17 protein-coding genes are annotated in these 24,873 nt (G+C 62.4%); 11 read left to right on the top strand and 6 right to left on the bottom strand.

All coding sequences use genetic code 11. The annotated features are described in order from the left end of the window. Positions 1–43 precede the first annotated feature (43 nt). From ACA062_RS12365 to ACA062_RS12315, 11 genes are all read left to right on the top strand, one after another. Positions 44–2,518, top strand: a complete 2,475-nt coding sequence (locus tag ACA062_RS12365; protein WP_497456614.1) for a TonB-dependent receptor plug domain-containing protein — start codon at positions 44–46, stop codon at positions 2,516–2,518. 333 nt (positions 2,519–2,851) lie between these two features. Further along, the gene (locus tag ACA062_RS12360) at positions 2,852–3,814 is read left to right on the top strand and encodes an ABC transporter substrate-binding protein (protein WP_497456613.1); all 963 of its coding nucleotides are present in this window, start codon (positions 2,852–2,854) and stop codon (positions 3,812–3,814) included. Positions 3,815–3,841: 27 nt separating this feature from the next. Continuing rightward, positions 3,842–5,188 (top strand): LLM class flavin-dependent oxidoreductase, encoded by a 1,347-nt coding sequence (locus ACA062_RS12355; RefSeq protein WP_497456612.1) that lies wholly within the window; start codon positions 3,842–3,844, stop codon positions 5,186–5,188. After that, positions 5,185–5,868 (top strand): peroxiredoxin-like family protein, encoded by a 684-nt coding sequence (locus tag ACA062_RS12350; RefSeq protein ID WP_497456611.1) that lies wholly within the window; start codon positions 5,185–5,187, stop codon positions 5,866–5,868. Before ACA062_RS12355 ends, ACA062_RS12350 begins: the two co-directional genes overlap by 4 nt. A 13-nt stretch (positions 5,869–5,881) precedes the next feature. Then, positions 5,882–6,892, top strand: coding sequence for an ABC transporter substrate-binding protein (locus tag ACA062_RS12345; protein ID WP_497456610.1), 1,011 nt, complete (start codon positions 5,882–5,884; stop codon positions 6,890–6,892). Positions 6,893–7,089: 197 nt separating this feature from the next. Next, entirely contained in the window at positions 7,090–8,277 is a 1,188-nt protein-coding gene (locus ACA062_RS12340) for an acyl-CoA dehydrogenase family protein (RefSeq protein ID WP_497456609.1), read from the top strand. Next, on the top strand, positions 8,274–9,233 hold the full coding sequence (locus ACA062_RS12335) for a D-isomer specific 2-hydroxyacid dehydrogenase family protein (protein ID WP_497456608.1): 960 nt from the start codon (positions 8,274–8,276) through the stop codon (positions 9,231–9,233). The genes ACA062_RS12340 and ACA062_RS12335 overlap by 4 nt, the downstream gene beginning before the upstream one ends. A gap of 437 nt (positions 9,234–9,670) precedes the next feature. After that, positions 9,671–11,803 carry a TonB-dependent receptor gene (locus ACA062_RS12330; protein WP_497456607.1) on the top strand — a complete coding sequence of 711 codons (2,133 nt, stop codon included), beginning with the start codon at positions 9,671–9,673 and terminating at the stop codon, positions 11,801–11,803. Between the two features lie 182 nt (positions 11,804–11,985). Beyond that, complete coding sequence (locus tag ACA062_RS12325; RefSeq protein WP_497456606.1) at positions 11,986–13,560, top strand: flavin monoamine oxidase family protein; 1,575 nt, start codon at positions 11,986–11,988, stop codon at positions 13,558–13,560. Positions 13,561–13,740: 180 nt separating this feature from the next. Beyond that, entirely contained in the window at positions 13,741–14,238 is a 498-nt protein-coding gene (locus tag ACA062_RS12320) for a RidA family protein (protein WP_497456605.1), read from the top strand. Between the two features lie 262 nt (positions 14,239–14,500). Beyond that, positions 14,501–16,990 carry a TonB-dependent receptor plug domain-containing protein gene (locus tag ACA062_RS12315; RefSeq protein WP_497456604.1) on the top strand — a complete coding sequence of 830 codons (2,490 nt, stop codon included), beginning with the start codon at positions 14,501–14,503 and terminating at the stop codon, positions 16,988–16,990. Between the two features lie 189 nt (positions 16,991–17,179). Here the strand turns inward: ACA062_RS12315 and ACA062_RS12310 are convergent, their stop codons facing one another. The 6 genes from ACA062_RS12310 to ACA062_RS12285 form a co-directional block, all read right to left on the bottom strand. Further along, the gene (locus tag ACA062_RS12310) at positions 17,180–19,450 is read right to left on the bottom strand and encodes a molybdopterin guanine dinucleotide-containing S/N-oxide reductase (RefSeq protein WP_497456603.1); all 2,271 of its coding nucleotides are present in this window, start codon (positions 19,448–19,450) and stop codon (positions 17,180–17,182) included. Positions 19,451–19,631: 181 nt separating this feature from the next. Further along, positions 19,632–20,426 (bottom strand): ABC transporter ATP-binding protein, encoded by a 795-nt coding sequence (locus ACA062_RS12305; protein WP_497456602.1) that lies wholly within the window; start codon positions 20,424–20,426, stop codon positions 19,632–19,634. Next, positions 20,420–21,418 carry an ABC transporter permease gene (locus ACA062_RS12300; protein ID WP_497456601.1) on the bottom strand — a complete coding sequence of 333 codons (999 nt, stop codon included), beginning with the start codon at positions 21,416–21,418 and terminating at the stop codon, positions 20,420–20,422. The genes ACA062_RS12305 and ACA062_RS12300 overlap by 7 nt, the downstream gene beginning before the upstream one ends. After that, on the bottom strand, positions 21,405–22,478 hold the full coding sequence (locus tag ACA062_RS12295) for an ABC transporter substrate-binding protein (protein WP_497456600.1): 1,074 nt from the start codon (positions 22,476–22,478) through the stop codon (positions 21,405–21,407). The genes ACA062_RS12300 and ACA062_RS12295 overlap by 14 nt, the downstream gene beginning before the upstream one ends. A 29-nt stretch (positions 22,479–22,507) precedes the next feature. After that, entirely contained in the window at positions 22,508–23,833 is a 1,326-nt protein-coding gene (locus ACA062_RS12290) for an LLM class flavin-dependent oxidoreductase (protein ID WP_497456599.1), read from the bottom strand. 12 nt (positions 23,834–23,845) lie between these two features. Beyond that, positions 23,846–24,787 carry an aliphatic sulfonate ABC transporter substrate-binding protein gene (locus tag ACA062_RS12285; RefSeq protein ID WP_497456598.1) on the bottom strand — a complete coding sequence of 314 codons (942 nt, stop codon included), beginning with the start codon at positions 24,785–24,787 and terminating at the stop codon, positions 23,846–23,848. Positions 24,788–24,873: the final 86 nt, after the last annotated feature.

Here is a 24,873-nt window from a genome sequence, read left to right as displayed (position 1 = left end):
GAAGGGGTTCGCCTGTGCGTGCAATCTTTCAGGAAGTCGCGTCATGAGCTCATTCAGCAGCCGCAAGAAATATGATTATTACGCCGCCGCAACCTTTAGCCTGCTGGCCGCGAGCATCCAGGCCCATGCCGACAGCAGCGCCTCGGACAAAACCCTGAGCACGGTGGTGGTGACCGGTAACCGCGGCAGCCAGCCACGCACCATCACCGACAGCCCCTCGCCGATCGATGTGATCAGCGCCGAACAATTGCAGGCCAGCGGCAAGGTCGGCCTCAAGGAATTGCTCGCGCGCCTGCTGCCCTCCTTCAACCTGCCGGCGATCAATGGCGGCGGCACCTCCTGGTCGGTGCGCGGGGTGACCATGCGCGGTCTGTCCGGGGATCAGGTGCTGGTGCTGGTCAACGGCAAACGGCGGCACAACACGGCGCTGATCAACAACCTGGCCCGGATCGGCACGGCGGCGGTGCCGGTCAACCTCGACCTGATTCCCGTCTCGGCGATCGACCACATCGAGGTGCTGCGCGACGGTGCCTCCGCGCAATATGGTTCGGACGCCATCGCCGGGGTGATCAACATCATCCTCAAGGAAAACGACAGCGGCGGCAGTGCCGAAACCTCGTTCGGACGCTACGGCAGCGGCGATGGCGACACTGTGCACCAGACGATCAACTACGGCCTGGCGCTGCCCAACGATGGCTTCGCCAACCTGGCACTGGACAGCAAGGAACAGGAACCCTTCGACCGCAGCGGCAGTGCCACGGGCAACCTTTATTCATTACCCGGTTTCCCCGACAGCCGCGACCAGACCGTCAATCGTCACGGCTGGAATCCCAGCTATGGGCTGGGTCGGGAAAAGGTCACCAACGCCAGCTACAACCTCGAACTGCCGATACAGGATGATCTGACGTTCTATTCGTTTTCCACCGCCAGCTACATGGAAACCACTAAAGTCACTGGCAACTATCGACCCAACGACATTACTTCCCTGGCCGGTGACCCGAATACGCCCTACCCCGATGGCATCCATGCCCAGCGTCACAACCGCACCAAAGACTTTCAGGTGGCCGGTGGCTTCAAAGGCGAGTTCGGCGGCTGGAACTATGACGCCAGTTCGACCTGGGGCGAGGACGACTCGACGCTCAATGCCAGCAATACCCTCAACCCGTCCTGGGGACCGACCAGCCCCACCTCGTTCCACCTGGCCTCGCAGATTTTCGATCAGTGGACCAACAACCTCGACTTCAGTCGCGGCTTCGACATCGGCCTGAAAAATCCGCTGCAAACGTCCTTCGGCTTCGAATACCGCTGGGAGAAATACCAGATCGAGCCCGGCGACTATGCCTCCTACACCCCCGGCAACTACGCCATCCCCAGCGGCCCCTTTGCCGGCAGGACACCCCTGCCCGGCCTCGCCTCCTACAACGGCACCAGCCCCGCCGATGCCGGGGAAATCAGTCGCAGCAACGTCGCCAGCTATGTTGACCTGGGCCTGGATGTGACGGACAAATGGTACGTCGGCGTCGCGGCGCGCTATGAGCGCTACACCCAGGACATCGGCAGCACCTGGAGTGGCAAGTTCTCCACCCGCTACAAGATCACCGACGCCTTCGCCCTGCGCGGCACCATCAATAACGGCTTTCGCGCACCGTCCCTGGCGCAAACCATTTATGCCTCCTCGACCTTCACCTCTGGCGGCGTGGTCAACGGCCAGCAGGTCTCGGTGCCGGTCAAGGTGTTGCCGGTGGACACCACCGAGGCCCAGGCCCTGGGCGCGGAAAAACTCAAGCCGGAAAAATCCCTGAACTACAGCTTCGGCTTCACCTACGAGCCCAGGCAAAACTATCGCCTGACCACCGACCTCTATCAGATCGGCATCCGCGACCGCATCGTCTCCACCAGCCTGCTAGGCGGCCCGGCAGTCTCGCAGATCCTCGCCGCCAACGGCTTGTCCCCCGGCCTGTATGCCCAGTACTACACCAACGCCGTCGACACCCGCACCCGGGGCATCGACATCATCAACGAGTACCGCCAGCAGCTGGACGAATACGGCCAGATCCGCTGGAGCGCGGCCTATAACTGGAACCAGACCAAGATCGAAAAGCTCCAGGACAACCCGCCAGAACTGAGCGGCCTGGGAGCGGGCTACCAGCTGTTTGACCGGCGCCTGCAAAAGGACCTGACCGTCGCCACGCCGCAATCGAAACTGATCCTGGCGGCGAACTGGAAAGTCACGGACTACAACCTGAACCTGGCCGTCACCCGTTTCGGCAGCTACATCGAGGGCGACAATAACCCGGTGAACGACCGCAAGTTCAGCGCCAAGTGGATTACCGACCTGGACGTGGCCTACGACCTGAGCAAACACCTGACAGTGGCGCTGGGGGCCAACAACCTGTTCAACGTATACCCGGACAAGAACGGCATCCAGGACTGGGCCGGCGGCTACAAATACGGGCAGTTCTCGCCGTTTGGTTTTGGTGGGGCCTATTACTACACGCGGCTGGCCTACAACTTCTGAGGGTACTGCCCCCGAGGTAGATCAACCAGCGCGAACCTGTGGGAGCGGGCTTGCTCGCGAAGAGGGAGTGTCAGTCGACATCAGTGCCGTCTGGCACACCGCTTTCGCGAGCAAGCCCGCTCCCACAGGTCTGCGCTGAAGTTGATGATCTTCGGCACCTCATTAAATGCATTTAATTCATAATAACAAAATACATAATCAGCTAACTTAATAATTAGCATATAACCATAAAGAATTTCACAGCAGCTTTTTATAGATATAACGTCAACCACAGACCGACCCCTTCTCCAGGCGGAGGCAACACGAAGCACAACAACCCGCCTGGAGCTTGCCATGTCACTCAAACCACTTTTGTTGAGCCTCTTCTGCACCCTGGGCTTCACCGCCTTCAGCTACGCCGCCGAGCTGCAACCCTTGCTGGTGGCCAACCAGAAGTCCTCGATCAAGGTGCTGCTGGAAGTCTCCGGCGAGCTGAAGAATGTGCCCTACGACATCCAGTTCTCCGAGTTCCCGGCCGCCGCCCCGTTGGGTGAAGCGCTGAATGCCGGCGCGGTGGACATCGGTGCCCTGGGCGATGCGCCCTACGTATTCGCCCTCGGGGCCGGTGCGCCGATCAAGGTGGTCAGCATCGTGCATGCCGAAGGCCGCTACACCACCGCGATCCTCGCACCCAAGGATTCAGCGCTGAACAACGCCAGCGATCTCAAGGGCAAGAAGATCGTCACCACCCGCGGCTCCATCGGCCACTTCCTGGCGATCAAGGCCTTGCGCAGCGTCGGCCTGAGCACCAGCGACGTGCAGTTCATCTACCTGCTGCCGAGCGAGTCGCGCATCCTGCTGGATAACGGCAGTGCCGACGCCTGGTCGACCTGGGATCCGTACACCACCATTTCCACCACCCAGAATCAGGCCAAGGTCCTGGCCAGTGGCGCAACCCTGCTGACCAACCATTTGTACCTGGCCGCCACCAGCCAGGCCATCGCCGGCAAACGCCAGCAACTCGACGATTTCGTCGCCCGGGTCGATCGCGCCTACCGCTGGACCAACGCCCACCCCGAGGAATACGCCGCCGCCCAGGCGCGCGTGACCGGCCTGCCGCTGGCGGTGCATGTCGCCGTGGCCAAAGGCACGCACATGGAACCGGTGGAGATCGACGACAAGGTCATCGGCGGCCTGCAAACCACCGCGGACATCTATCAGGAAGAGGGCATTCTCACAAAACACATCGACGTCTCCCAAGGCTTCGACAAGAGCTTCAACGCCAAGCGTGCCCAACTCAACCAGGCATCGCGTTAACGATGCGACTGATTCAGGAGTAGAACCATGAGCAAACAACGCCAACTGAAACTCGGTGCGATGGTCCATGGCGTCGGTCATGGCTGGGGCGAATGGCGCCATCCACAGGCCCTGGCCAATGCCAGCGTGAACTTCGATTTCTACAAGCAACAGACGCAACTGGCCGAGGCGGCGAAGTTCGACTTCGTGTTCATCGCCGACAGCCTGCACATCCACGAGAAGTCCAGTCCGCACTACCTCAACCGCTTCGAACCGCTGACCATTCTCTCGGCCCTGGCCGCCACCACCCGGCACATCGGCCTGGTGGCAACCGTCACCGTCAGCTACACCGAACCCTTCCAGGTCGCCCGGCAGTTCGCGTCCCTGGACCACATCAGCGGCGGTCGCGCCGGCTGGAACGTGGTGACGTCCTGGCTCAGCGGCACCGCCGACAACTTCGGCAAAGCCGAGCACCCACCGCATGCCGTGCGCTACCGCATCGCCAAGGAGCACGTCGCCGTGGTCAAGGGTCTGTGGGATTCCTGGGAAGACGATGCCTTCGCCTACAACAAACAGAGCGGTGAGTTTTTCACCCCTGGCAAGCTGCACGCCCTGGAGCACAAGGGTGAATTTTTCTCGGTGAAAGGCCCGCTCAATATCGCCCGCTCGCGGCAAGGTCAGCCGGTGATTTTCCAGGCCGGTACCTCGGAGGCCGGGCGCAATTTCGCCGCTGAAAACTCGGATGCGATTTTCGTCAGCCCCGAGACTTTCGACGAAGCCCGCGTCTACTCTCAGGACCTGAAAAAACGCGCCAGCGGCTTCGGCCGGGATGCGCAGAAGCTGTCGATCCTGCCTGGCATCCGCCCCATCGTCGGGCGTGATGAGGCGGAAGTTGAAAGCCGCTATCAGCAAGCCGTGGAACTGGTGACCATTGAAGACGCCATCGTCGCCCTCGGCCGCCCGTTCAACGACCATGACTTCAGCCAGTACCCACTGGATGCGCCGTTTCCCGAACTGGGTGACCTGGGCTCCAACAGCCAGAAAGGTGGATCGGACCGGATCAAGCAGCTTGCGCGGGATGAAGGCCTGACCTTGCGCGAAGTCGCCCTGCGCTTCTCCCGTCCACGGCGCGATTTCGTCGGTACCCCCGAACAGGTCGCCGACGCCATTCAAACCTGGTTTGAACAAGGCGCCGCGGACGGTTTCATCATTAACTCGTTGCTGCCCGATGGCCTGCAGTATTTCACCGAACTGGTGGTGCCGGTACTGCAACAGCGCGGTCTGTTTCGCGACGACTACAGCGGCAGCACCTTGCGCGACAACCTCGGTCTCGAAGTGCCTGCCAACCGTCACGCGACCACCCAGGTCGAAGAAAAAAGCGAGGCACTGGCATGAGCGAATCCCTTAACCGCCTGTTGGCGAACCTGCATGCCGAACGTCTGGCGACCTGGGAGCCGGCGGCCCTGCAAGTCAACATCGACCAGCGTCAGCGCCTGGTGAATGAAGCCCGGGTCGACGACTTCGTCAGGGCCGGCGACTCGCTTGAGCCCTTCACGTTGTTGAAGGTCGAAGGTGGCAGCCTGAGTCGCGACGAGTTGCTCGCCAACGGCCCTGCGGTGCTGATTTTCTTCCGCTTCGCCGGCTGCCCGGCCTGCAACATCGCCCTGCCCTATTACCAACGCCGGCTCTATCCGCGACTGCATGCGCTGGGCGTTCCACTGGTAGCGGTCAGCCCGCAGGTGCCGGAGAAGCTGGTGGAGATCAAGACCCGTCACCACCTCGATCTGCAAGTGGCCAGCGACCCGGACAACAGACTCGGGCGACGCCTGGGCATTCTCTACAGCTTCGATGAAGCCTCGCGCAAAGCCGCGCTGGCCAAGGGCAAGGGCATCGGTGAAACCACCGGCACCGGCACCTGGGAATTGCCGCAGCCTACAGTGGTGGTCATCGCCAGGGACGGCACGGTGGCCTTCGCCGAAGTCAGCCCGGACTGGCTGGTGCGCACCGAAGCCGACCCGGTATTGCGCGCGGTCGAACAGCTGCTGGGGCAAACACCCGTGCAACTCGCCATCTGACAAGAGCCTGACCATGACGAAAAAGATCACACAGGGACAGTTCAATCGTCGCGGCTTCCTCACGGCCAGCTCCATCGCCCTGGGTGCGTTGGGGCTGTCCTCCCTGGGGCTGGCCCCGCGTGCGTTCGCCCAAGCCAACAAGCTCTCGGACCTGACCCTGGGCGTCGCCACCTACCGAGGCCAGGACTCCTATTTCAGCGAAGACGCCGGTACCGCCAATACCCCCTACAAAGTCGATTACTCGGAGTTCGCCGGCGGCAACCTGATCGTCGAAGCCTTGGCTTCGGGCAGTCTGGACGTCGGCGGCATGAGCGAAATCCCACCGATCTTCTCGATTCAGAGCCATCGCCAACCGCGGCTGATCGCGGTGCTGCAAGGCGATGTGAACAACCAGGTGTTCCTCATCCCCAAGGACTCGAACCTGGAATCGGTGGCGCAACTGCGCGGCAAACGGGTCGGCTACGTGCGCTCCACCACGTCGCACTATTTCCTGATCAAGGCCCTGAAGGAACAAGGCCTGACCATGAAGGACATCACGCCGGTGGCGCTCACGCCCCAGGATGGTTTCAGTGCATTCCAGAGTGGCCAGCTCGATGCCTGGGTGATCTACGGCGTGTTTATCCAGCTGGCGAAATTCCGCAGTGGTGCCCGGGTGCTGAAAACCGCCCTGGGTTACTTGTCCGGCAACTACCTGATCGCCGCGCGCCCCGCCGCTCTGGAAGACCCGTTGCGCAAGCAGGCAATCCAGGACTATCTGCAGCGCCAGGCGCGCACCCTGGAATGGATCAACGACAACCCCGAGCCCTGGGCCGCCAAATCGGCGCAATTGCTGGGGGTCGACAAAGCGGTGTTTCTCGACATGTACAACAACCGCAGCCAGCCGTCGAAAATCATTGCCGTGAACGATCAGGCCATTGCCTCGCAGCAGGAAGTGGCTGATCTGTTCTACAACGCCGGTGTGTTGAGCGAACGGCTCGACGTCAGTCCTCTCTGGGACAAAAATTTCCCGTTGTTGCCGCTTTGAGCCATGAGGCCATACACAAAAGGTGTGAACAGCACAGGCCAACTGTAGGAGCTGGCTTGCCAGCGAAAGCGGTGGCTCAGGCTCCATCGATGTTGTTTGACCCACCGCTTTCGCCAGCAAGCCGGCTCCTACAGGGGGTTTGTGTCGTACATGAACAGATACCGGCTCTCACCCTTTTTTGATCGAGTGAATCCACCATGAGTCTTTCTTCCCAACATCCCCCACCGCTGCGATCCGTCGAAGTGGCCCGATTCGAAGCACTGCTCGAAAACATCAGCGCGCAACTGGCCGCCACGGCCCACCTGTATGACGAGAGCGGCGCCTTCCCCCACGACAACTTCAAGCTGTTGCACGAACACGGCCTGGTCGCGTTGACCGTACCCAAGGCCCTGGGCGGTGGCGGCGCGAACCTGGCACAGGCACGCAAGGCCATCAGCGCCATCGCCAAGGGCGAGCCCTCCACCGCCCTGATCCTGGTGATGCAATACCTGCAGCACTCCCGTCTGCAAGACAGCCGAACCTGGCCCGACGCGCTGCGCCAGCAGGTGGCCCGAGACGCCGTCGAGCATGGCGCGCTGATCAACGCCTTGCGCGTCGAACCTGACCTCGGCACCCCGGCCCGGGGCGGGCTGCCGGCGACCATCGCCCGGCGTACCGCGGCGGGCTGGCGCATCAGCGGGCGGAAAATCTACTCCACCGGCAGCCATGGCCTGAGCTGGTTCAGCGTCTGGGCCCGCAGCAACGACGAAGACCCGCTGGTCGGCGCCTGGCTGGTGCACAAGGACACACCGGGCATCAGCATCATCGAGGATTGGGACCACCTGGGCATGCGCGCCACCTGCAGCCATGAGGTGGTGTTCGACAACGTGCTGGTGCCGCTGGATCACGCCGTCAGCGTCAGCCGCTGGAGCGCCCCGCAACCCGAGCTCGATGGCGACGGCTTCCTGTGGATGTCGGTGTTGCTGTCGTCGGTCTACGACGGGGTCGCCCAGGCGGCCCGCGACTGGCTGGTGGGCTGGCTGGAAACCCGCGCGCCGTCCAACCTGGGCGCGGCGTTGTCAACCCTGCCGCGCTTTCAGGAAACCGTCGGCCACATCGACACCCTGCTGTTCGCCAACCGCAGCCTGCTCGACTCCGCCGCCGAGGGCCACACCCCGGCCAGTCACGCGGCGCAACTGAAATACCTGGTCACCGGCAACGCCATCCGCGCCGTCGAGTTGGCCATCGAGGCCTCCGGCAACCCGGGCCTGTCACGCAACAATCCGCTGCAACGGCATTATCGCGACGTGCTGTGCAGCCGGGTTCACACGCCGCAAAACGACGCCGTCCTGCAAGGTGTCGGCAAAGCGGTCTTCGCCCAGCGCCAGCCAAAGGAACGCCCATGAGCCAATTTGTTATCGCCAGCCAACTGGATGAAGACTTCAACGAAGTGATCCGCCAGCGCCTCGCGCAATCGCACCCCGGCGCCCGCGTCATCGGCGTGCCGGCTGGAGTGCCGAGCGACCTGCCGGCCGAGGTCGGCATCCTGCTGGCGCGGCCGATCAATGTGCGCGGTTATCAAGCGCCGGACACGCCGCCACCGGGTTGGCCCTATGGTTTGAAGTGGATTCAGGTGGTGTCTTCGGGGATCGACTTTTACCCGAAATGGCTGTTCAACGGCCCACCGGTGAGCACCTCCCGCGGCAGCGCCGCCGAGAACATCGCCGAGTTCGCCCTGGCCGCGATCTTCGCGGCGGCCAAGCGCTTGCCGGACATCTGGGTGCATGACTCACAATGGAATTTCACCGCGCTGACGCCGCTCAAGGGCACCACGCTGGGGCTTCTCGGCTTCGGCGCCATTGGCCGCAGCCTCGCGACCAAGGCCGGCGCCCTGGGCATCAAGGTGCTGGCGTTGCGTCAGAGCCAGGCGCCGTTCGAGGTAGAAGGCGTGGAAGCGGCGCGGGATATCCATGACCTGTTTGCCCGTGCCGATCACCTGGTGCTGGCCGCGCCCTTGACCGCCTCGACCCGGCACATCGTCGACAGTGCCGTGCTGGCCAGCGCCAAACCCGGCCTGCACCTGATCAACATCGCACGGGGTGGCCTGCTCGACCATGGGGCACTGTTGGAGGCACTGGAAACGGGAAGCGTCGGCCTGGCCTCGCTGGACGTCACCGAACCGGAACCCTTGCCGGACGGGCACCCGCTCTACGCCCACCCACGGGTGCGGCTTTCGCCCCATACTTCGGCGATTTCCAGCAACAGTCGCCACGAGATTGCCGACAGTTTCCTGGCCAATCTCGAGCGCTACCTCAATGGCCTGGCACTGGAGAATCAGGCGAACGTGCAACGCGGGTATTGATTCCGAGTCATTCCCTTCCACCGTCATCGCGGGCAAGTCGAATCGTCGCACCGCCGCTCCCACAGGATATGTACAGCACCTGTGGGAGCGGGCTTGCCCGCGATTGCGTTATATCTGCCAAAAAAACAACATCAGATTTACGCATTTAATATTAGTAATTAATGTCAATTTTTTATAATTACCTTATAACTAATCGGACTTTTACAGCGCCTATTTATACAAATATTGTTACAGCCATCACCGACCCCTGACCAGGTGGAGGCCCACGGAACTGCACGTTTTTCCGGCCGACACCACCCCCACGGTCAACCGCAACACCCACACCTGAAACCGGCTCAAGCCGCCACCGCCATGGCTTTCGAACCATGGCCCCGGCAACGCTTTGCCTAAAAAAACATAACGACGCCAACGCCGCACTTACACACCTGGGGCTCACCATGCACAACACTTTCCGTTCAAACCGTCTGACGCTGGCCGTGTCGCTGGCGCTGTTCGGCGTGTCGGCCCACGCTGACGAAAACACCAAGGATGGTGCCCTGCCTGTTGTGACCGTCACCGCGGAACACCACAGCGAAGACCTGCAAAAGACGCCGCTGGCGATTTCCGCGTTCGACGAAAAAGCCCTCGAAGACAAGCAGATCAAAAGCATCCGCGACCTCTCCGGGCAGGTGCCAAATTTGACCCTCAGTCGCCAGTCGATTTCCTACAGCGCCCAGACCTACGGTATCCGTGGCATCGGCGAGACCGATCCGATCCAGGAGTCGGCTGTCGCGGTCTACGCCGATGACCTGTACATCCCGCGCGCCATTTCCTCGATGCTCGACTTCAACGACGTCGAGCGCGTCGAAGTGCTGCGCGGCCCCCAAGGCACGCTATATGGACGCAACAGCAGCGCCGGCGCGATCCGCGTGATCACCCGCGATCCGACCCAGGAAACCCGAGGCTTCTTTGAACTCGGTGCCGGCGATTACAACGCCCGGAACGGTCGCCTGCTGATCAGCGGGCCGCTGGTGGACAACGCGTTGTTCGGCAGCTTTTCGGCGATTCGCCTGACCCGTGACGGCACCGTTTCCAACCCGACCCGCGGCTCGGATGTGAACAATGTCGACATCCAGTCCTACCGCGGCAAGCTGCGCTTCAAGCCCGACGATTCGCCGTGGGATGTGCAACTGACCCTGGCCGGCACGTTCGACCGTGGCGACACCACCAGCTATACCCCGTTCGATGCCGACGGCCACTTCGACAAATTCAAGAGTTACAGCAGCCTCAACCCGAAGAACCGTCTCGATCAGGGCAGCTCGGTACTGCGCGCCATCTATGAGATCGACGATCACCTGAACTTCAAATCGGTGACCGCCTATTCGGCGTTTCATCAACCGGTGAACTATGACAACTCGGGCCAGGCGGCACTGATCCAGCAAAACCTGATTCTGTACAAGCAAGACTACGCCACCCAGGAGTTCCAACTCAACGGCGACTACGACAATTTCAGCTTCAGTACCGGCCTGTACCTGTACCGCGAAAAATTCGACGCCGACCGCGACAACCTCACCTTCTCCGTCGCGCGCAATCGGGTGATCGGCCAGGGCCAATACAGCACGACCAACACCGAGAGCTACGCCCTGTATGGCCAGGGCAGCTACAAGATCACACCCCAGCTGTCGCTGATCGCCGGGCTGCGCTTTACCCGCGAGCATAAGAACTTCGACTACACCAACTACGCCATCAACACCGACCGGCAAATCACCGGGACTAACTTCAGCGCCGAGTCGAGCAAGTCCTGGCAGTCCACCAGCCCGAAACTCGGCTTCGAATACGCCTGGACACCGCACCTGAATCAGTACGCCTACGTGGCCAAAGGGTTCAAGGCCGGTGGCTACGACAACCGTGCGCCGACCCAGGCCGCCGCCGAACAGGCGTTCTCGCCGGAAGACGTGACCACCTGGGAAACCGGCTTCAAGGGTGACTTCTTCGACCAGCGCCTGCGCGCCAACCTCGCGCTGTTCTACAACGACTACAAGGACTTGCAGACCAACGCCTACGACCCGGCGCTGGGTGTCAGCCTGCGGACCAACGTCGGTCAGGCACACACCTACGGCGTCGAGCTGGAAACCCTGACGGCCCTGACCCACGACCTGCAACTGACCGCCAACGTTGGCTATCTGCAAAGCCAGTACGACGACTTCGAAAATGCCAGCGGCGCCGGTATCGATGCCAACGGCAAACAGTTGGTGTTCTCGCCACGCTGGAACGCCAGCGTCGGTCTCAACTACACGATCCCGGCCGGATTGCCCGGCACCTGGCTCGCCGGCACCGATGCGCAGTTCCAGACCAAGTCCTTCGCCAACGCGCTGAACGACGACGTCCAGGAAGTCCCCCAGCAGACTTTCTGGAACGCCAACACCCGCTACATCTCCGGCGACGGTCACTGGACCACCACGCTGGCAGTGAAAAACCTGCTCGATCGCGCCTACCCGCAATCGGTCGGCTACGTGCCGTCCAGCGGTGCCCGCTACTACTCCGTCAACGACCCGAGAACCCTGTTGTTGTCGGTGCGCTACGACCTCTGACCTGAACACGAAAACCCCGCAGGAGCTGCCGCAGGCTGCGATTTTTTGATCTTCGCATGGGTACAGGCAACACGTTGCCTGAGCGAAAGATCAAGATCAAAAGATCGCAGCCTGCGGCAGCTCCTACAGGTGAGATCCGTACCCATTTCGAACGATGTGTAGACACCCCAAGGAGCGAGACCATGGCTTTCACCCGCAGGGAACTGATTTCCCGTATTGCCGCCGTCGGTGGCTATTCCGCCGCTGTCAGCGCCCTCGGTGCACTGGGGCTCACGCCTCAGGCGGTGGCGGCAACCTTCAACCCGTTGCAACTGGGCAGCAGTGGCAAAGGCAAACATGTGGTGGTGGTCGGCGCCGGCATTTCCGGGCTGGTCAGTGCCTATGAGCTGCGCAAGGCTGGCTTCACGGTGACAATTCTTGAAGCCCGTGAGCGGGTGGGCGGGCGCAACTGGACGTTGCGTCGCGGGACCAAAATCGATTTCGACGATGGTGTCAGCCAGACCGTCGACTTCGATGACGGGCAGTTCTTCAACGCCGGCCCGGCGCGCATTCCCAGCCATCACCAGACCCTCCTCGGCTACTGCCGCGAGTTGGGCGTAGAGCTGCAAGTGCTGGTCAACAGCAGTCGCAACGCCCTGGCCTTGCCGGACCCGAAAAAGCCGGCCTTCCAGCTGCGCCAGGCGGTCAACGACACTCGCGGACAGCTGTCCGAACTGCTGGCGCGAACCGTCAGCCGCAAAGCCCTCGACCAGGACTTGACCGCCGACGACCGCCAGGCGCTGTTGAATTTCCTCAAGGTCTATGGCGACCTCAACGCCGACTTGCAATACAAGGGTTCGGTGCGCTCCGGTTACAACCGCGTGCCCGGTGCCGGCGATCAGACCGGCATCACCCGCGCACCGCTGGAGCTCCAGACCCTGCTCAACCCCAAGCTCTGGGGTGCGCTGGTGTTCGATGAAATTCCAGAGTTTTCCTCGACCATGTTCCAGCCGGTCGGTGGCATGGACCGGATTCCCCATGCGTTCTACGAAAAGCTCAAGGACGCGGTGCGCTTCAACGCCGAAGTCAGCGACATCCAGACCTCGGAAAATGGCAGCCGCATCACCTACCGTGATCGCAAGACTGGCGCCACGCAAACCCTGACCGCCGATTACGCCATCGTCACCGTGCCCTTGCCGCTGCTGGCCAAGCTGCCGAGCAACTTCAGCCTGCCGTTCAAGCAAGCGATTCTCACCGCGCAAAGCGATCAGGCGAACAAAGTGGCCTGGCAGTCGCCGCGGTTCTGGGAAACCGATTTCAACATCTACGGCGGGCTCTCTTACCTGGACCATGAAGTCAAAGGGTTGTGGTACCCCAGCGATCGCCTGAACAGTGCCCAGGGCATTCTGGTGGCGGCCTACAACACCAGCGAATCGGCCCAGGCCTTCAGCAAAAAATCCCTCGCCGAACAGTTCGCCTCTTCCCGGCAAGCCGTGGAACTGCTGCACCCCGGGCACAGCAGCAAGCTGCAAAAACCGGTGGCGATCAACTGGGCAAAGGTGCCTTTCAGCAAAGGCCCGTGGATCGTCAACGACGAGGTCGGCGAGAGCGCCTATCAGCTTCTCAACCAGCCCCAGGGCCGCACGTACCTGGCCAGCGATGCCCTGGCCCATGGCGGCGTCGGCATCTGGCAGAACAGCGCCGCCGACTCGGCGCGGCGCATCGTTTCACTGATCGGCCGCCATGCCGAGCGCCAGCAACCGGGCGTTGCCGCCTGATGCCGGTCAATCAACCAATCCCCTGTGGGAGCGAGACCGGCGTGCCGGCGAAAGCGGTGTGCCAGGCGACATCGATGTTGACTGTGCCGCCGTCTTCGCGAGCAAGCTCGCTCCCACAGGTTCATCAACTGACTGGCATTAAGCGTTACCACCCGACTTTTTTCATAAAAGGACTGAACGATGAAAACCATGACTTTACTCACAGGACTCCTCATGACCGCCACCGCCCTCACCAGCCACGCCGACGAGATCAAACGCGTCGCCCTGCCCAACTCGAATTTCCCGATCTCCCTGGCGGTGTCGGTGCCGGCGCAAACCGACTTGCTGTTCGTCAGCGGCCTGCTTGCCGACCTGCACGACCCGAAAGCAGCCAAGGATTCCTTCGCCGCCTATGGCGACACCGCCACCCAGACCACCTCGATCCTCAACAAGCTCAAAGGCGTGTTGCACAGCCAAGGCCTGGACCTGGGCGATGTGGTGCAACTGCGGGTGTTCCTGGTGGGTGACCCGGCCAAGGGCGGCAAGCTCGATTTCGCCGGACTGCAAGAAGGCTATACGCCGTTCTTCGGCAGCACCGCGCAACCGAACAAACCGGCGCGCACCGCCGTGCAAGTAGTGGCCCTGCCGCTGCCCGGCGGCCTGGTCGAAATCGAGGCTGTCGCCGCGCGCAAGAAATGACACGGACATCCCCCGTTATTGAGTTCATTGCGCTCACCTAAAAAACTGTCAGGCGAACATCAACCCTGTGGCGAGGGGGCTTGCCCCCGTTCGGCTGCGAAGCAGTCGTAAGTCCGGACAACCCGGTTTTGTCTGAATGGACGCAGGGGGGCCGCTTCGCGACCCGACGGGGCGATGCGGCGTTCCGACAAGCCCCCTCGCCACAGATGTGGATGCTCGCGCTTCAGGGAACAGCATCAGGTTATTCAGGAGCTTCATATTCATGGTCAACTGCCCAGCGCGCCTAACGGCGCCTTCCTATCGTCCTTTATTAGTTCCGCTGTCGATCGCCTGCGGCCTGGCCTCGTTCAACCTGGAGGCTGCCGAAACCCCTTCACCGACCCTCAACACCGTCGTCGTCACCGGTAACCGTGGCGCCGAGCAACGCACCGTGACCACCAGCCCGACGCCGATCGACGTGGTCACCGGCGAACAACTGCGTTCGGTAGGTAAACCGAGCCTGCTGGAAGCGCTGAGTAAATTCATCCCGTCCTTCAACCTGCCCGACCGCGCGGGCTGGGATGCCAGCGGCGTGGTGCGCTCAGCCACCCTGCGCGGGCTGACCGCGTCCCATGTGCTGGTGCTGGTCAATGGCAAGCGCCGGCACACCAGCGCCACTCTGAACATCAACGGCATCAACAGCGGCGCGGCGCCCACCGACCTTGATCTGATTCCGGTGGCGTCCATCGATCATATCGAGGTGCTGCGTGACGGCGCGGCCGCCCAATACGGTTCGGATGCGATTTCCGGGGTGATCAACATCATCCTCAAGCAGACCACCGGCGGCAGTTCCGACACCACCCTTGGCCAGGGCTACGACGGTAAACGCGGGACCGGGCAAGAGGCGCTCAACTATGGGTTTGAAGTCGGCGAGGCCGGCGTGCTCAATGTCTCCCTCGACACCCGCTATCAGGAACGGGACAACAAGGCCGGCAGCAACGGCTATAGCTCGCACTACTATCCACTGGCCGACGGTTCGCCCGATCCGCGCGAGGCCGGTGCCAGCCATCACACCTATAAAGGTTACGGCTTGCCGCGCAGCCAGCTGGCCGATGCCGGCTACAACCTCGACCTGCCGTTGAACGATGCCGTCACGCTCTACTCGTTTTCGACCCTGGCCACGCGGGAGAACAACGACGGCCAGAACTTCCGTCTGCCCAGCGGGCGCAACACCATCACCACCGGCCCCAATGGTTTCCCCGACGGTTACAGCCCTTACTGGCTGATCAACGAAACCGACTTCCAGTCCGCGTTCGGGGCCAAGGGCGACGATATCGGCGGTTGGGCCTGGGACCTGAGCAGCACCTATGGGCGCAACTACGCCAAGCAACGGACCTACAACAACCAGAACCCGTCACTGGGCGAAAACACGCCTAACAAATTTACCTCGGGCATTTACATTGCCGACCAGTTGACCAGTAACCTGGACCTGAAAAACAGCTATGAGATCGGTCTGTCCAAGCCTCTGGACGTGGCCTTCGGTTTCGAGCATCGACGTGAAAGCTACGAGACGCGTGCGGGCTCCGAAGCCTCTTACATCGATGGCGGCTATGTGTTCCCGGCCGGTCATCCGCGCGCCGGGCAACGGCCTGATCCGGGCGCTCAAGTCACTAACGGCATCACGCCGGACGATGCGCAGAAAGTCAGTCGCAACAGCGTCGCCAGTTACATCGACCTGGGCTTCTATCCCGTCGAGCAGTGGTACCTGGGCCTCGCCGCGCGTTATGAGCACTACAACGAAGGTGTCGGCGGTACCCGCAGCGGCAAGCTCAGCACCCGCTACGAATTCAACCCGGTGTTTTCGGTGCGCGGCACCATCAGCAACGGCTTTCGCGCACCGTCGCTGGCCAACCAGATCTTCACCGCGCGCTCGACCGGATTCGACACCATCAATGGCGTCTACCAGTCCTACAACTACGTGATCCTGCCGGTGGACTCGGCAGGCGCCCAGGCCCTCGGGGCCGAGTCGCTGAAACCCGAGCGCTCGACCAACTTCAGCCTCGGTTTCGCCCTGACCCCCAGTGACGACCTGAGCCTGACCGTGGACGGCTACGTGATCAACCTGCGCGACCGCCTGGTGCTCAGCGAACGCTTCCAGGGCCCGGGCGTCGCCGCCCTGCTCGACAGCATCGGCGTGCCCGCCACCGCCGGGGCGCAGTACTTCACCAACGGCGCCAGCACCCGCACCTCAGGGGTCGATGTGGTTGGCAACTACCGGCAGAACCTGAACCAGTTCGGCTCGGTGCGCTGGACCGCGGCGCTGAACTACAACCACACGCAAATCCTCAGCGTCAACGAAACCCCATCGCAACTCACGGCCGTGGGCAGCAACTTCCAGTTGCTCGGGCGCCAGTCGCGAGCGCTGATCACCAAAACCTCCCCCAGCAGCAAGATGATCTTCTCCGCCGACTGGGCGATCCACGACTTTGACGTCAATCTGCGGCTGACCCGTTATGGCACGTACACCGAGGTCAACAGTACAAGCGATCCGAGCCTGGATCGCGAGTACTCAGCCAAATGGATTACCGACCTTGACGTGGCCTATGCGATCAACAAACAACTGACCGTGGCCGTGGGTGCGCAGAATCTGTTTGACAAGTACCCTGACCATATTGGTGTGCCGAACTCTTCGTTTGGCGATAACTGGGGCAGCTATTCGCCTTTTGGTTTTACCGGTGGTTACTACTACACCCGGTTGCAGTACGCGTTCTGATTGATGTGAGAACACATAGATTGCATCAGGACTATCAGAGCATCTGACTCCTGTGGGAGCGAGACCGGCTTGCTCGCGAAGACGGATTGACATTCAACACTCATGTCGACTGACACACCGCCTTCGCCGGCAAGCCGGTCTCGCTCCCACAGGTTCTTTATCTCTGAGCCTGTATTCGGTGCAGCCTAGTCAAACCATCGACGGCGGCTCGAATGCCGTGACCGGTGGCAACGCCTGATCCCACTTCACGATCTCCACCGAGGCGGTTTGCGCCGAGCAGCCCTGGGACAGGCTCGAAGCCCCGATGTCGGCGGTGATCATGTTCGGGTTGCCATGTTTTTCCAGGCTGTTGCGCTCGCCATGCACCCATGGATCGAACCAGGCCCCGGTGGCGATCTGCACCACGCCGGGGCGAATGCCATCCGAGATAATCACCCCGGCCATGAACGCGCCGCGCTCGTTGAACACCTTGACCACGTCGCCGTCGACCAGGCCTCGAGCGCGCGCGTCCGCGGGGTTGAGAGTCAAAGGTTCACGCTGCCGGATCTTCGAGGCGCGGCTGTAGGCGCCGTGGTCGTATTGACTGTGCAGGCGGGTTTTCGGCTGGTTCGACAGCAGCTGCAACGGGAACGATGCCAGCGTTTTGTCCAGCCACACCGGATGACCGGGGCAATCGGCGTAGCCGAAGCTGGCGATGCGCTTGCAGAAAATTTCGATGCGTCCCGAAGGCGTCGGCAGCGGATGGGCGTCCGGGTCTTGGCGGAAGGCGCTGAGCATTACGGTATCGGTGTCCGGGTAAGCGATCTCGAACAGGCCGTCGCGCCAGAAGCTGTCGTAGTCCGGCAGTTCGATCCCGTGCTCCTGCGCTCTGCCCCGGGACTCGTCATAAGTGAAGCGCAGCCAGGCTTCGGCGTCGCGTCCTTCGGTGAAGGCCTGGGCGAAACCGAGGCGTTCGGCGACATCCGCCAGGATCGAATAATCATCCCGGGATTCCCCCACCGGCTCGATCGCCTGGTGCATCGCGATCATGAAGCGATCCGACGCGGAGCTGCCGATATCGTTGCGCTCCAGGGCCGTCGTGGCCGGTAACACAATGTCCGAGTACTTGGCCTGGGCGGTCCAGAACTGCTCATGCACGACGATGGTTTCCGGCCGCTTCCAGGCCTCCAGTAAACGGTTGAGATCCTGATGGTGATGGAAGATGTTGCCCCCGGCCCAATAGACCAGGCGGATGTCCGGGTAATGCAACTGCTTGCCGTTGTAGTCGAACGGCGCGCCTGGGTTGAGCAGCATGTCGGTGACCCGCGCCACCGGGATGAAATCCTTGACCGGGTTGACCCCTTGGGAAAAGCGCGGCCCGGAAAACGCCTTGCGCCCGCTGCCGGTGTTGTTCATGCAGCCGTAACCCAGGCCAAAGCCGCCGCCGGGCAGGCCGATCTGCCCGAGCAGCGCGGCCAGGGTCACGGTCATCCAGAACGGCTGTTCACCGTGCACCGACCGCTGCAGGGAATAGGCGACGTTGATCATGGTGCGCTGGCGGGCCATGCGCCGCGCCAGGTCGGTGATCTGCTGCGCCGGAATGTCGGTCAGAGCCTGGGCCCACCGCGGGTCTTTGGGCTGGCCGTCGACATGGCCGAGCAGGTACGCGCGAAATTTCTCGTAGCCGACAGTGTAGCGCTGGACGAAGTCCTCGTTGTGCAGACCTTCGCTGACCAGCACGTAGGACAACGCCAGCATCAGCGCGGTGTCACTGCCCGGGCGAACCGGCAACCATTGAATATTTTTCGGCCCGGTCAGGTCGTCGCGCAAGGGGCTGACGTTGACGAACTGCACGCCGGCCTCGGACATCTCTTCCAGCGCACTGGATAACAGATGCTCGCTGGCACCACCGGGGCTGGTCTGGGCGTTTTTCGCCGGAAGGCCGCCGAAGGCGACGAACAGTTCGCAATGCCGGGCCAGGTTTTTCCATGAGGTGTGCGCGGCCAGCAGCCAGTCCATGTTGCCGACGATGTGCGGCATCAACACCCGGCCGGCGCCCAGGCTGTAGCTGTCCATGCTGAACACATAGCCGCCGAACTGATTGAGGAAGCGGTGCAACTGGCTTTGGGCATGATGGAAACGCCCGGCGCTGCCCCAGCCGTAGCTGCCGCCGAAAATGGCCTGGTTGCCGTGCTCGGCCTTGACCTGTTTCAGCTGCCCGGCGACCAGGTCCAGGGCGACCTCCCACGATACTTCGACGAAGGGCTCCTGGCCACGCAGCTCAGGATGAGAACCCGGCTCTGCGAGATAACTGCGGCGCACAGCCGGGCGCAGGATCCGCGTCGGCGAGGTGAGGGCTTCGGGAATCGAGGTACCGATGGGCGACGGATCCGGGTCCCACTCCACCGGGACCATCGCTTTCAGCTTTCCATCAACGACCTGCGGGCGGTAGGCCCCCCAATGCATGGAAGTAAAACTCATGGTCCGATGGAGTCCTTATGAAATGTGGAGCTCTTGGTGGGAGCGAGCTTGCTCGCGATAGCGGTGTGTCAGGCGATATATGTGTGGACTGACACACCGCTATCGCGGGCAAGCCCGCTCCCACAGGAACGTCGTTGTTTCGCCAATAGTGTTCGGCGTCGGTTGGGCATTCACCCCACGATTACCAGCTCTCCCCCAACCCGAGCAAGCCCATGATCTGGCGTCGCAGGTCCACCAGATAAGGATCATCGCGATGCCGTGGATACGGCCGTTCAATGGTCAGTTGCGCCTTGATCGCCGCCGGTCGGTCGCTGAACACGATCACCCGATTGGCCAGCAGCAAGGCTTCTTCGACATCGTGGGTCACCAGCAGCGCGGTGTAGCCCTGGCGTTGCCACAAATCGATCAGCTCTTTCTGCATGGTGATGCGGGTCAGGGAATCCAGTTTGCCCAGCGGCTCGTCAAGAATCAGCAGGCGCGGTTCGTTGACCAGCGCACGGGCCAATGCCACCCGTTGCGCCATCCCCCCTGACAGCTGCCGTGGATAAGCCCGGGCGAACTGGCTGAGACCGACTTTTTCCAGGGCGGCATCGACCTTGGCCGAATGGGTCTTCAGGATGCCCTGGGCTTCAAGACCCAGGGCGACGTTGTCCCACACCCGCCGCCACGGGTACAGCGTCGGGTCCTGGAACACCACGACCCGACTCGGGTCCGGGCCGGTAATCGACACGCCGTCCGCCAGCAACCGGCCGGAATCGGCCGGTTCCAGTCCGGCCACCAGCCGCAGCAAGGTGGACTTGCCGCACCCCGAAGGCCCGAGCAAGGCGACGAACTCACCGGGCGCGACCTCGAGGGAGACCCGCTCCAGTACCGGCAAGTGCTGACCGTCCAGGGCAAACCCGTGACTCAGGTTGTCGATGCGCAGGGCCAGCCCTGCCGAAGCCGACGCCGTTGTTGTTTGTGCCAGGGCTACCATTTCATCGCTCCTTGTTGCCAGGCCAGCAACCGGTCACGGACCAGGAACAGCGCGGAGACCAACCCCGAGCAGGCCAGTGCCATGATCAACAGCGCCGCATACATATTGGCGTAGGCCGCCCAACCCTGGGCCCATTGCAGGTACCAGCCGATGCCGGCCTTGACCCCCATCATTTCCGCAACCACCAGGGTCGAGAACGAAGCGCCCAGGCCCATGAACAAACCAACGAACACATGGGGCAACGCCGCCGGGATCGCCACCTTGAAAATCAGGAAGCCCTGCTTCGCGCCCAGGGTCCGGGCCACGTCGTAATACGCCTTGTCGACGCTGGCCACGCCGGACCAGGTCAGCACCGTCACCGGAAACCAGGTCGCCAGCGCGATCAGGAATACGCTGGCACTCCAGCTGGTGGGAAACAGAAAGAAGCACAGCGGCAGCAACGCCGTCGATGGCACCGGCCCGAGAATGCGCAACACCGGATGCAACCAGTAGCCGATGCTGGTCGACCAACCGATGGCCACCCCGGCGACAAAACCGGTCGCCGCGCCCAGCGCTACACCCGTGCCCAGCAGCAGCGCCGAATGCAGCAAACTCTCGGCCAGGCGCGGCCAGTCTTCAACGTACACCGCGAGCAGCGCTTGCGGCGGTGCGAAGAATGGCATCGGCAGCAGGCCCAGTTTGGCCGTGAGCAGCTCCCAGATAGCCAACAGCATCGGCAATGCGATCAACCAGGCGCCAGCTGCACGAATGCGCGTGGCGACTTGTGCCGACCAGCGACCGACGATACCCAGCAGACCGATCAATGCCGCCACCGCCAGGCACAGATTCGCCAGGCCCTGGGTCATCGGCCAGACCCGCGTGGCGTTGGGCCAATAGCTGACCAACAGTGCCACCGCCACCCACGCCGACACCGCTATCGCGCCCTGGCGCCAGACCTTGAAAGCCCGCGGCGTCGCCGCTGCGGCCAGTGTCGAAACCTCAGCTGAAGACATCGGCGGTGATCTCCTTGGCGAACTCGCCGGCGTCAGTGCTCTGGCGAATGACTTCCACGGTTTTCAGGTCGCTGACGTAGGTGGTGATTTCCCTGGTCAGCAGCGCGCCCACGGCATGATGGCCGTGGGTATGGTCGTGCAGGATGGCCTCGACTTCTTCGACCGAGGTGTTCAGCGCATAGGCCTGGAAACCCTTGGCCACGGCCTGTGGATTTTTCACCGAGTAATCGTGGGCCTCGAGAATCGCCTGGGTCAGCGCCGCCGCCACGCGTTTTTCCTCGCGCACCAGTTTGCCGGTCACGCCGACCACGCAGCAGCTGAGGTTGGCGTACTCCTCGACCAGGTTGGTGGACAGCTCCCGGGCCTGGCCGGCCTTGATCAGGCGGAACATGAACGGGTCGCTGCCGCTGATCGCCTGGACTTCGCCACGCTCCAGCGCCGTGCCCAGCAGGTCGGCCGGGAACAGTCGCCAGTCGACATCGCGCACCGGATCGATGCCGTGCTTTTTCAGCAGGATCGAGAAGAAATTGCGGTCCGGGCTGGCCATGTCGGTGACGCCGATGGTCTTGCCCTTGAGGTCTTCGAGCTTGTGCACGTCACCATTGACCGCACTGAGCAAACGCAGGCAACCGCCGTGGGTACCGGCGGTGAGCTTGACGTCGAAGCCCTGCTCCAGGGCCTTGAGCCAGCGCAACGCCATGCCGACGCCGGCATCGGCCTTGCCGGTGGCGATGGCTTCGAGCAGGACTTCGGTGGAGTTGCCAAAGTTGACCAGTTCCACATCCAGGTTGTGCTTCTTGAAAAAGCCTTGCCCATGGGCGATGACCACCGGCGCCAGGCACACCGCATTGAGGTTGACCGCCAGCTTCAGCGCCCGCGGCGCGTCCAGACGGATAAACTCGCCAGTGCCGCCGGGCTCGCTTGCACCCGGGGCAGCATGTCCAGCGTGTTCATCGGTCGCCCAACTGGCGCGCGGCAATGACATCAGCAACGGACTCGCCAGGGCGACGCTGGCCAGTCCCAGCAGATGACGACGGGTCAAACGATCAAAAACAGCCATGCAAATATCCCTTTGATTGATGGAGGTGCTCAGTCCTTCAGCCCGGCCAGCCCAAGATGTTCACGCAAGGTCGAGCCCTCGTAAGCACGGCGGAACAATCCCTTGCGTTGCAAATGAGGAATAACGCTTTCGACGAATTCGCTGAACGAGCCCGGCAGGTAAGCCGGCGAGATCACGAAGCCGTCGCAGCCTTCGCCCAGGAACAGCTCGGCCAGTTGCTCGGCGACCTGTGCGCCGGTGCCCACCAGCTGCGGCACGCGCACGCTGCTGGCGAAAATCCGTCCCAGTTGCTCCAGGGTGGTGTCCGGGCCCTGCATCAGCAGCTTTTCGGCGGCGGCCGGATGGATCAGCGGCGACCGGGCGATCTCGGCCAGAGTGGCGGATAACGCAAACGGCGACAGGTCGACATTGAGTTGCGAGGCCAGGGTGACCAGCCCCAATTCGGGACGCGCCAGGGCGTTGTGCCGATCACGCTTGGCCCGCGCTTCGGCTTCGCTGCCGCCAATGAACGGCATGACCGCCGTCAGCACTTTGCAGCTGTCGGCCTCGCGACCTTGCTGCACCACCTGCGCCCGCACGTCGTCACGGAAGGCGCGCATGGCGTTCAAGTGCGGATGAATGGTGAAAATCGCCTCGGCCCAACGCGCACCGAAACGCCGGCCACGACCGGACGAACCGGCCTGTATCAGCACCGGGCGTCCTTGTGGCGTGCGCGGAATGTTCAACGGACCTTCGACCTTGAACCACTCGCCCTGGTGTTGCACCGAGTGGATCTGCGACGGATCGGCCAGCACCCCGCTTTCCCGGTCCAGCTTCAGCGCGTCCAGCCCCCAGCTGCGCCACAACTTCAACGCCACTTCGACGAACTCGTCGGCGCGGTCGTAACGCAGGTCATGCTCCAGATGCTTGTCCTTGCCGAACAGACGCCCTTCGCTGTCGTTCATCGAGGTGACGATATTCCATGCCGCACGGCCCCTGGACAGGTGATCCAGGGTGGCGAATTCCCGGGCGATATGCGCCGGTTCGTAATAGGTGGTGGAACGGGTGGCCCCCAGGCCCAGCTTGCTGGTCTGGCCGATCAGGTAAGACAGGATCGGCAATGGGTCCAGGCGGGTCGCATCCTGAGCGCCATAGCGCAATGCCAGATCCCGGGAGCCGCCCATCTGGTCACCGACGGCAAGGCGATCGGCGAAGAACAGAAAGTCGAACAAGCCCTCCTCCACGACTTTCGCGACACGCGCGTAGTACTCGGGCTCGAGGTAGTTGCCGACGGTTTCTGGATGACGCCACACCGCGTGACTGTGGACGACAGGGCCGGTCAGCAAAAAGGCGGACAGGTGAATTTGACGACTCATGGCAACGTCCCCTTACTGCGCCTTCGGCGTCCAGACAGCGATGTCGGATACCTTCAACGGCTTGGGCGTCAGCTTCGCCGCGTAGTAGGTGTCGGCGATACGTTGCTGCTCGGCCAGTTCATCGACCTTGACCGGCACGATGTCGTAGCTGCGGCGGGTGTTCGCCAGCTCCACCGTGGCCGCGGGAATATTGCCCCACAGCGGCCCGAGGATCTGCGCCGCCTCTTGCGGGTGCGTTTTGACCCACTGCCCGGTCTCGCGCAGGGTATCGAAGGTGACTTGCAGCACGTCCGGGTGCGCCTTGGCGAACTTCGACGTCGCCAGGTAGAAACGGTTGTAATTGGCGACGCCGTCCTTGCCATCGGCCAGCACGCGCACGTGATGATCCAGCTGCTGGGTGGCCAGGAACGGGTCCCAGATGGCCCAGGCATCGACACTGCCGTTGGCGAATGCCGCGCCGCCATCCGGCGCTTCGAGGTAACGCGGGGTGATGTCGGCGAGGGTCAGCCCGGCTTTTTTCAACGCCGAAATCAACAGGAAGTTGCTGCCCGAGCCCTTGGACACCGCGACCGTCTTGCCCTTCAGATCAGCAACGCTACGGATCGGTGAGTTGTCCGCAACGATGATCGCCTGGGCGCTGGACGATGGATTTTCCCGGGCGTAATAGGTCAGTGGCGCATCGGCCGCCTGGGTGAACAGGGCAAAGGCGTCGGCGACGTCGGCATGCAAATCGACACTGCCGGCGTTCAGGGAGCTGAGCAGGCCAGTGCTGAATTCATGCCAGTTGACGGTGAAGCCCAGGGGTTTGAGGCGCTCCTCCAGCTGGCCGTTCTGCTTGAGCAGAATCCACAGGGTCGAGGAACGCTGGTAGCTGATATCGATGGCTTGCTGAGCCTGAGCCCCGGCTGCGGCGAACAACAGGCTGGCGGCGACGATGAGTTTTTTCAACTTCATGAAAGACCTTGGAGTGGGTTGGTTCGAAGAGGCCGAGCAAAAAACCGGGTCAGCCGTGTTGCGTCCAGCGAGATTTCGAGGGCGAG

The sequence above is a fragment of the Pseudomonas sp. LBUM1679 genome (genome assembly GCF_059695565.1).
This window is presented reverse-complemented; position numbering and strand designations above follow the sequence as displayed.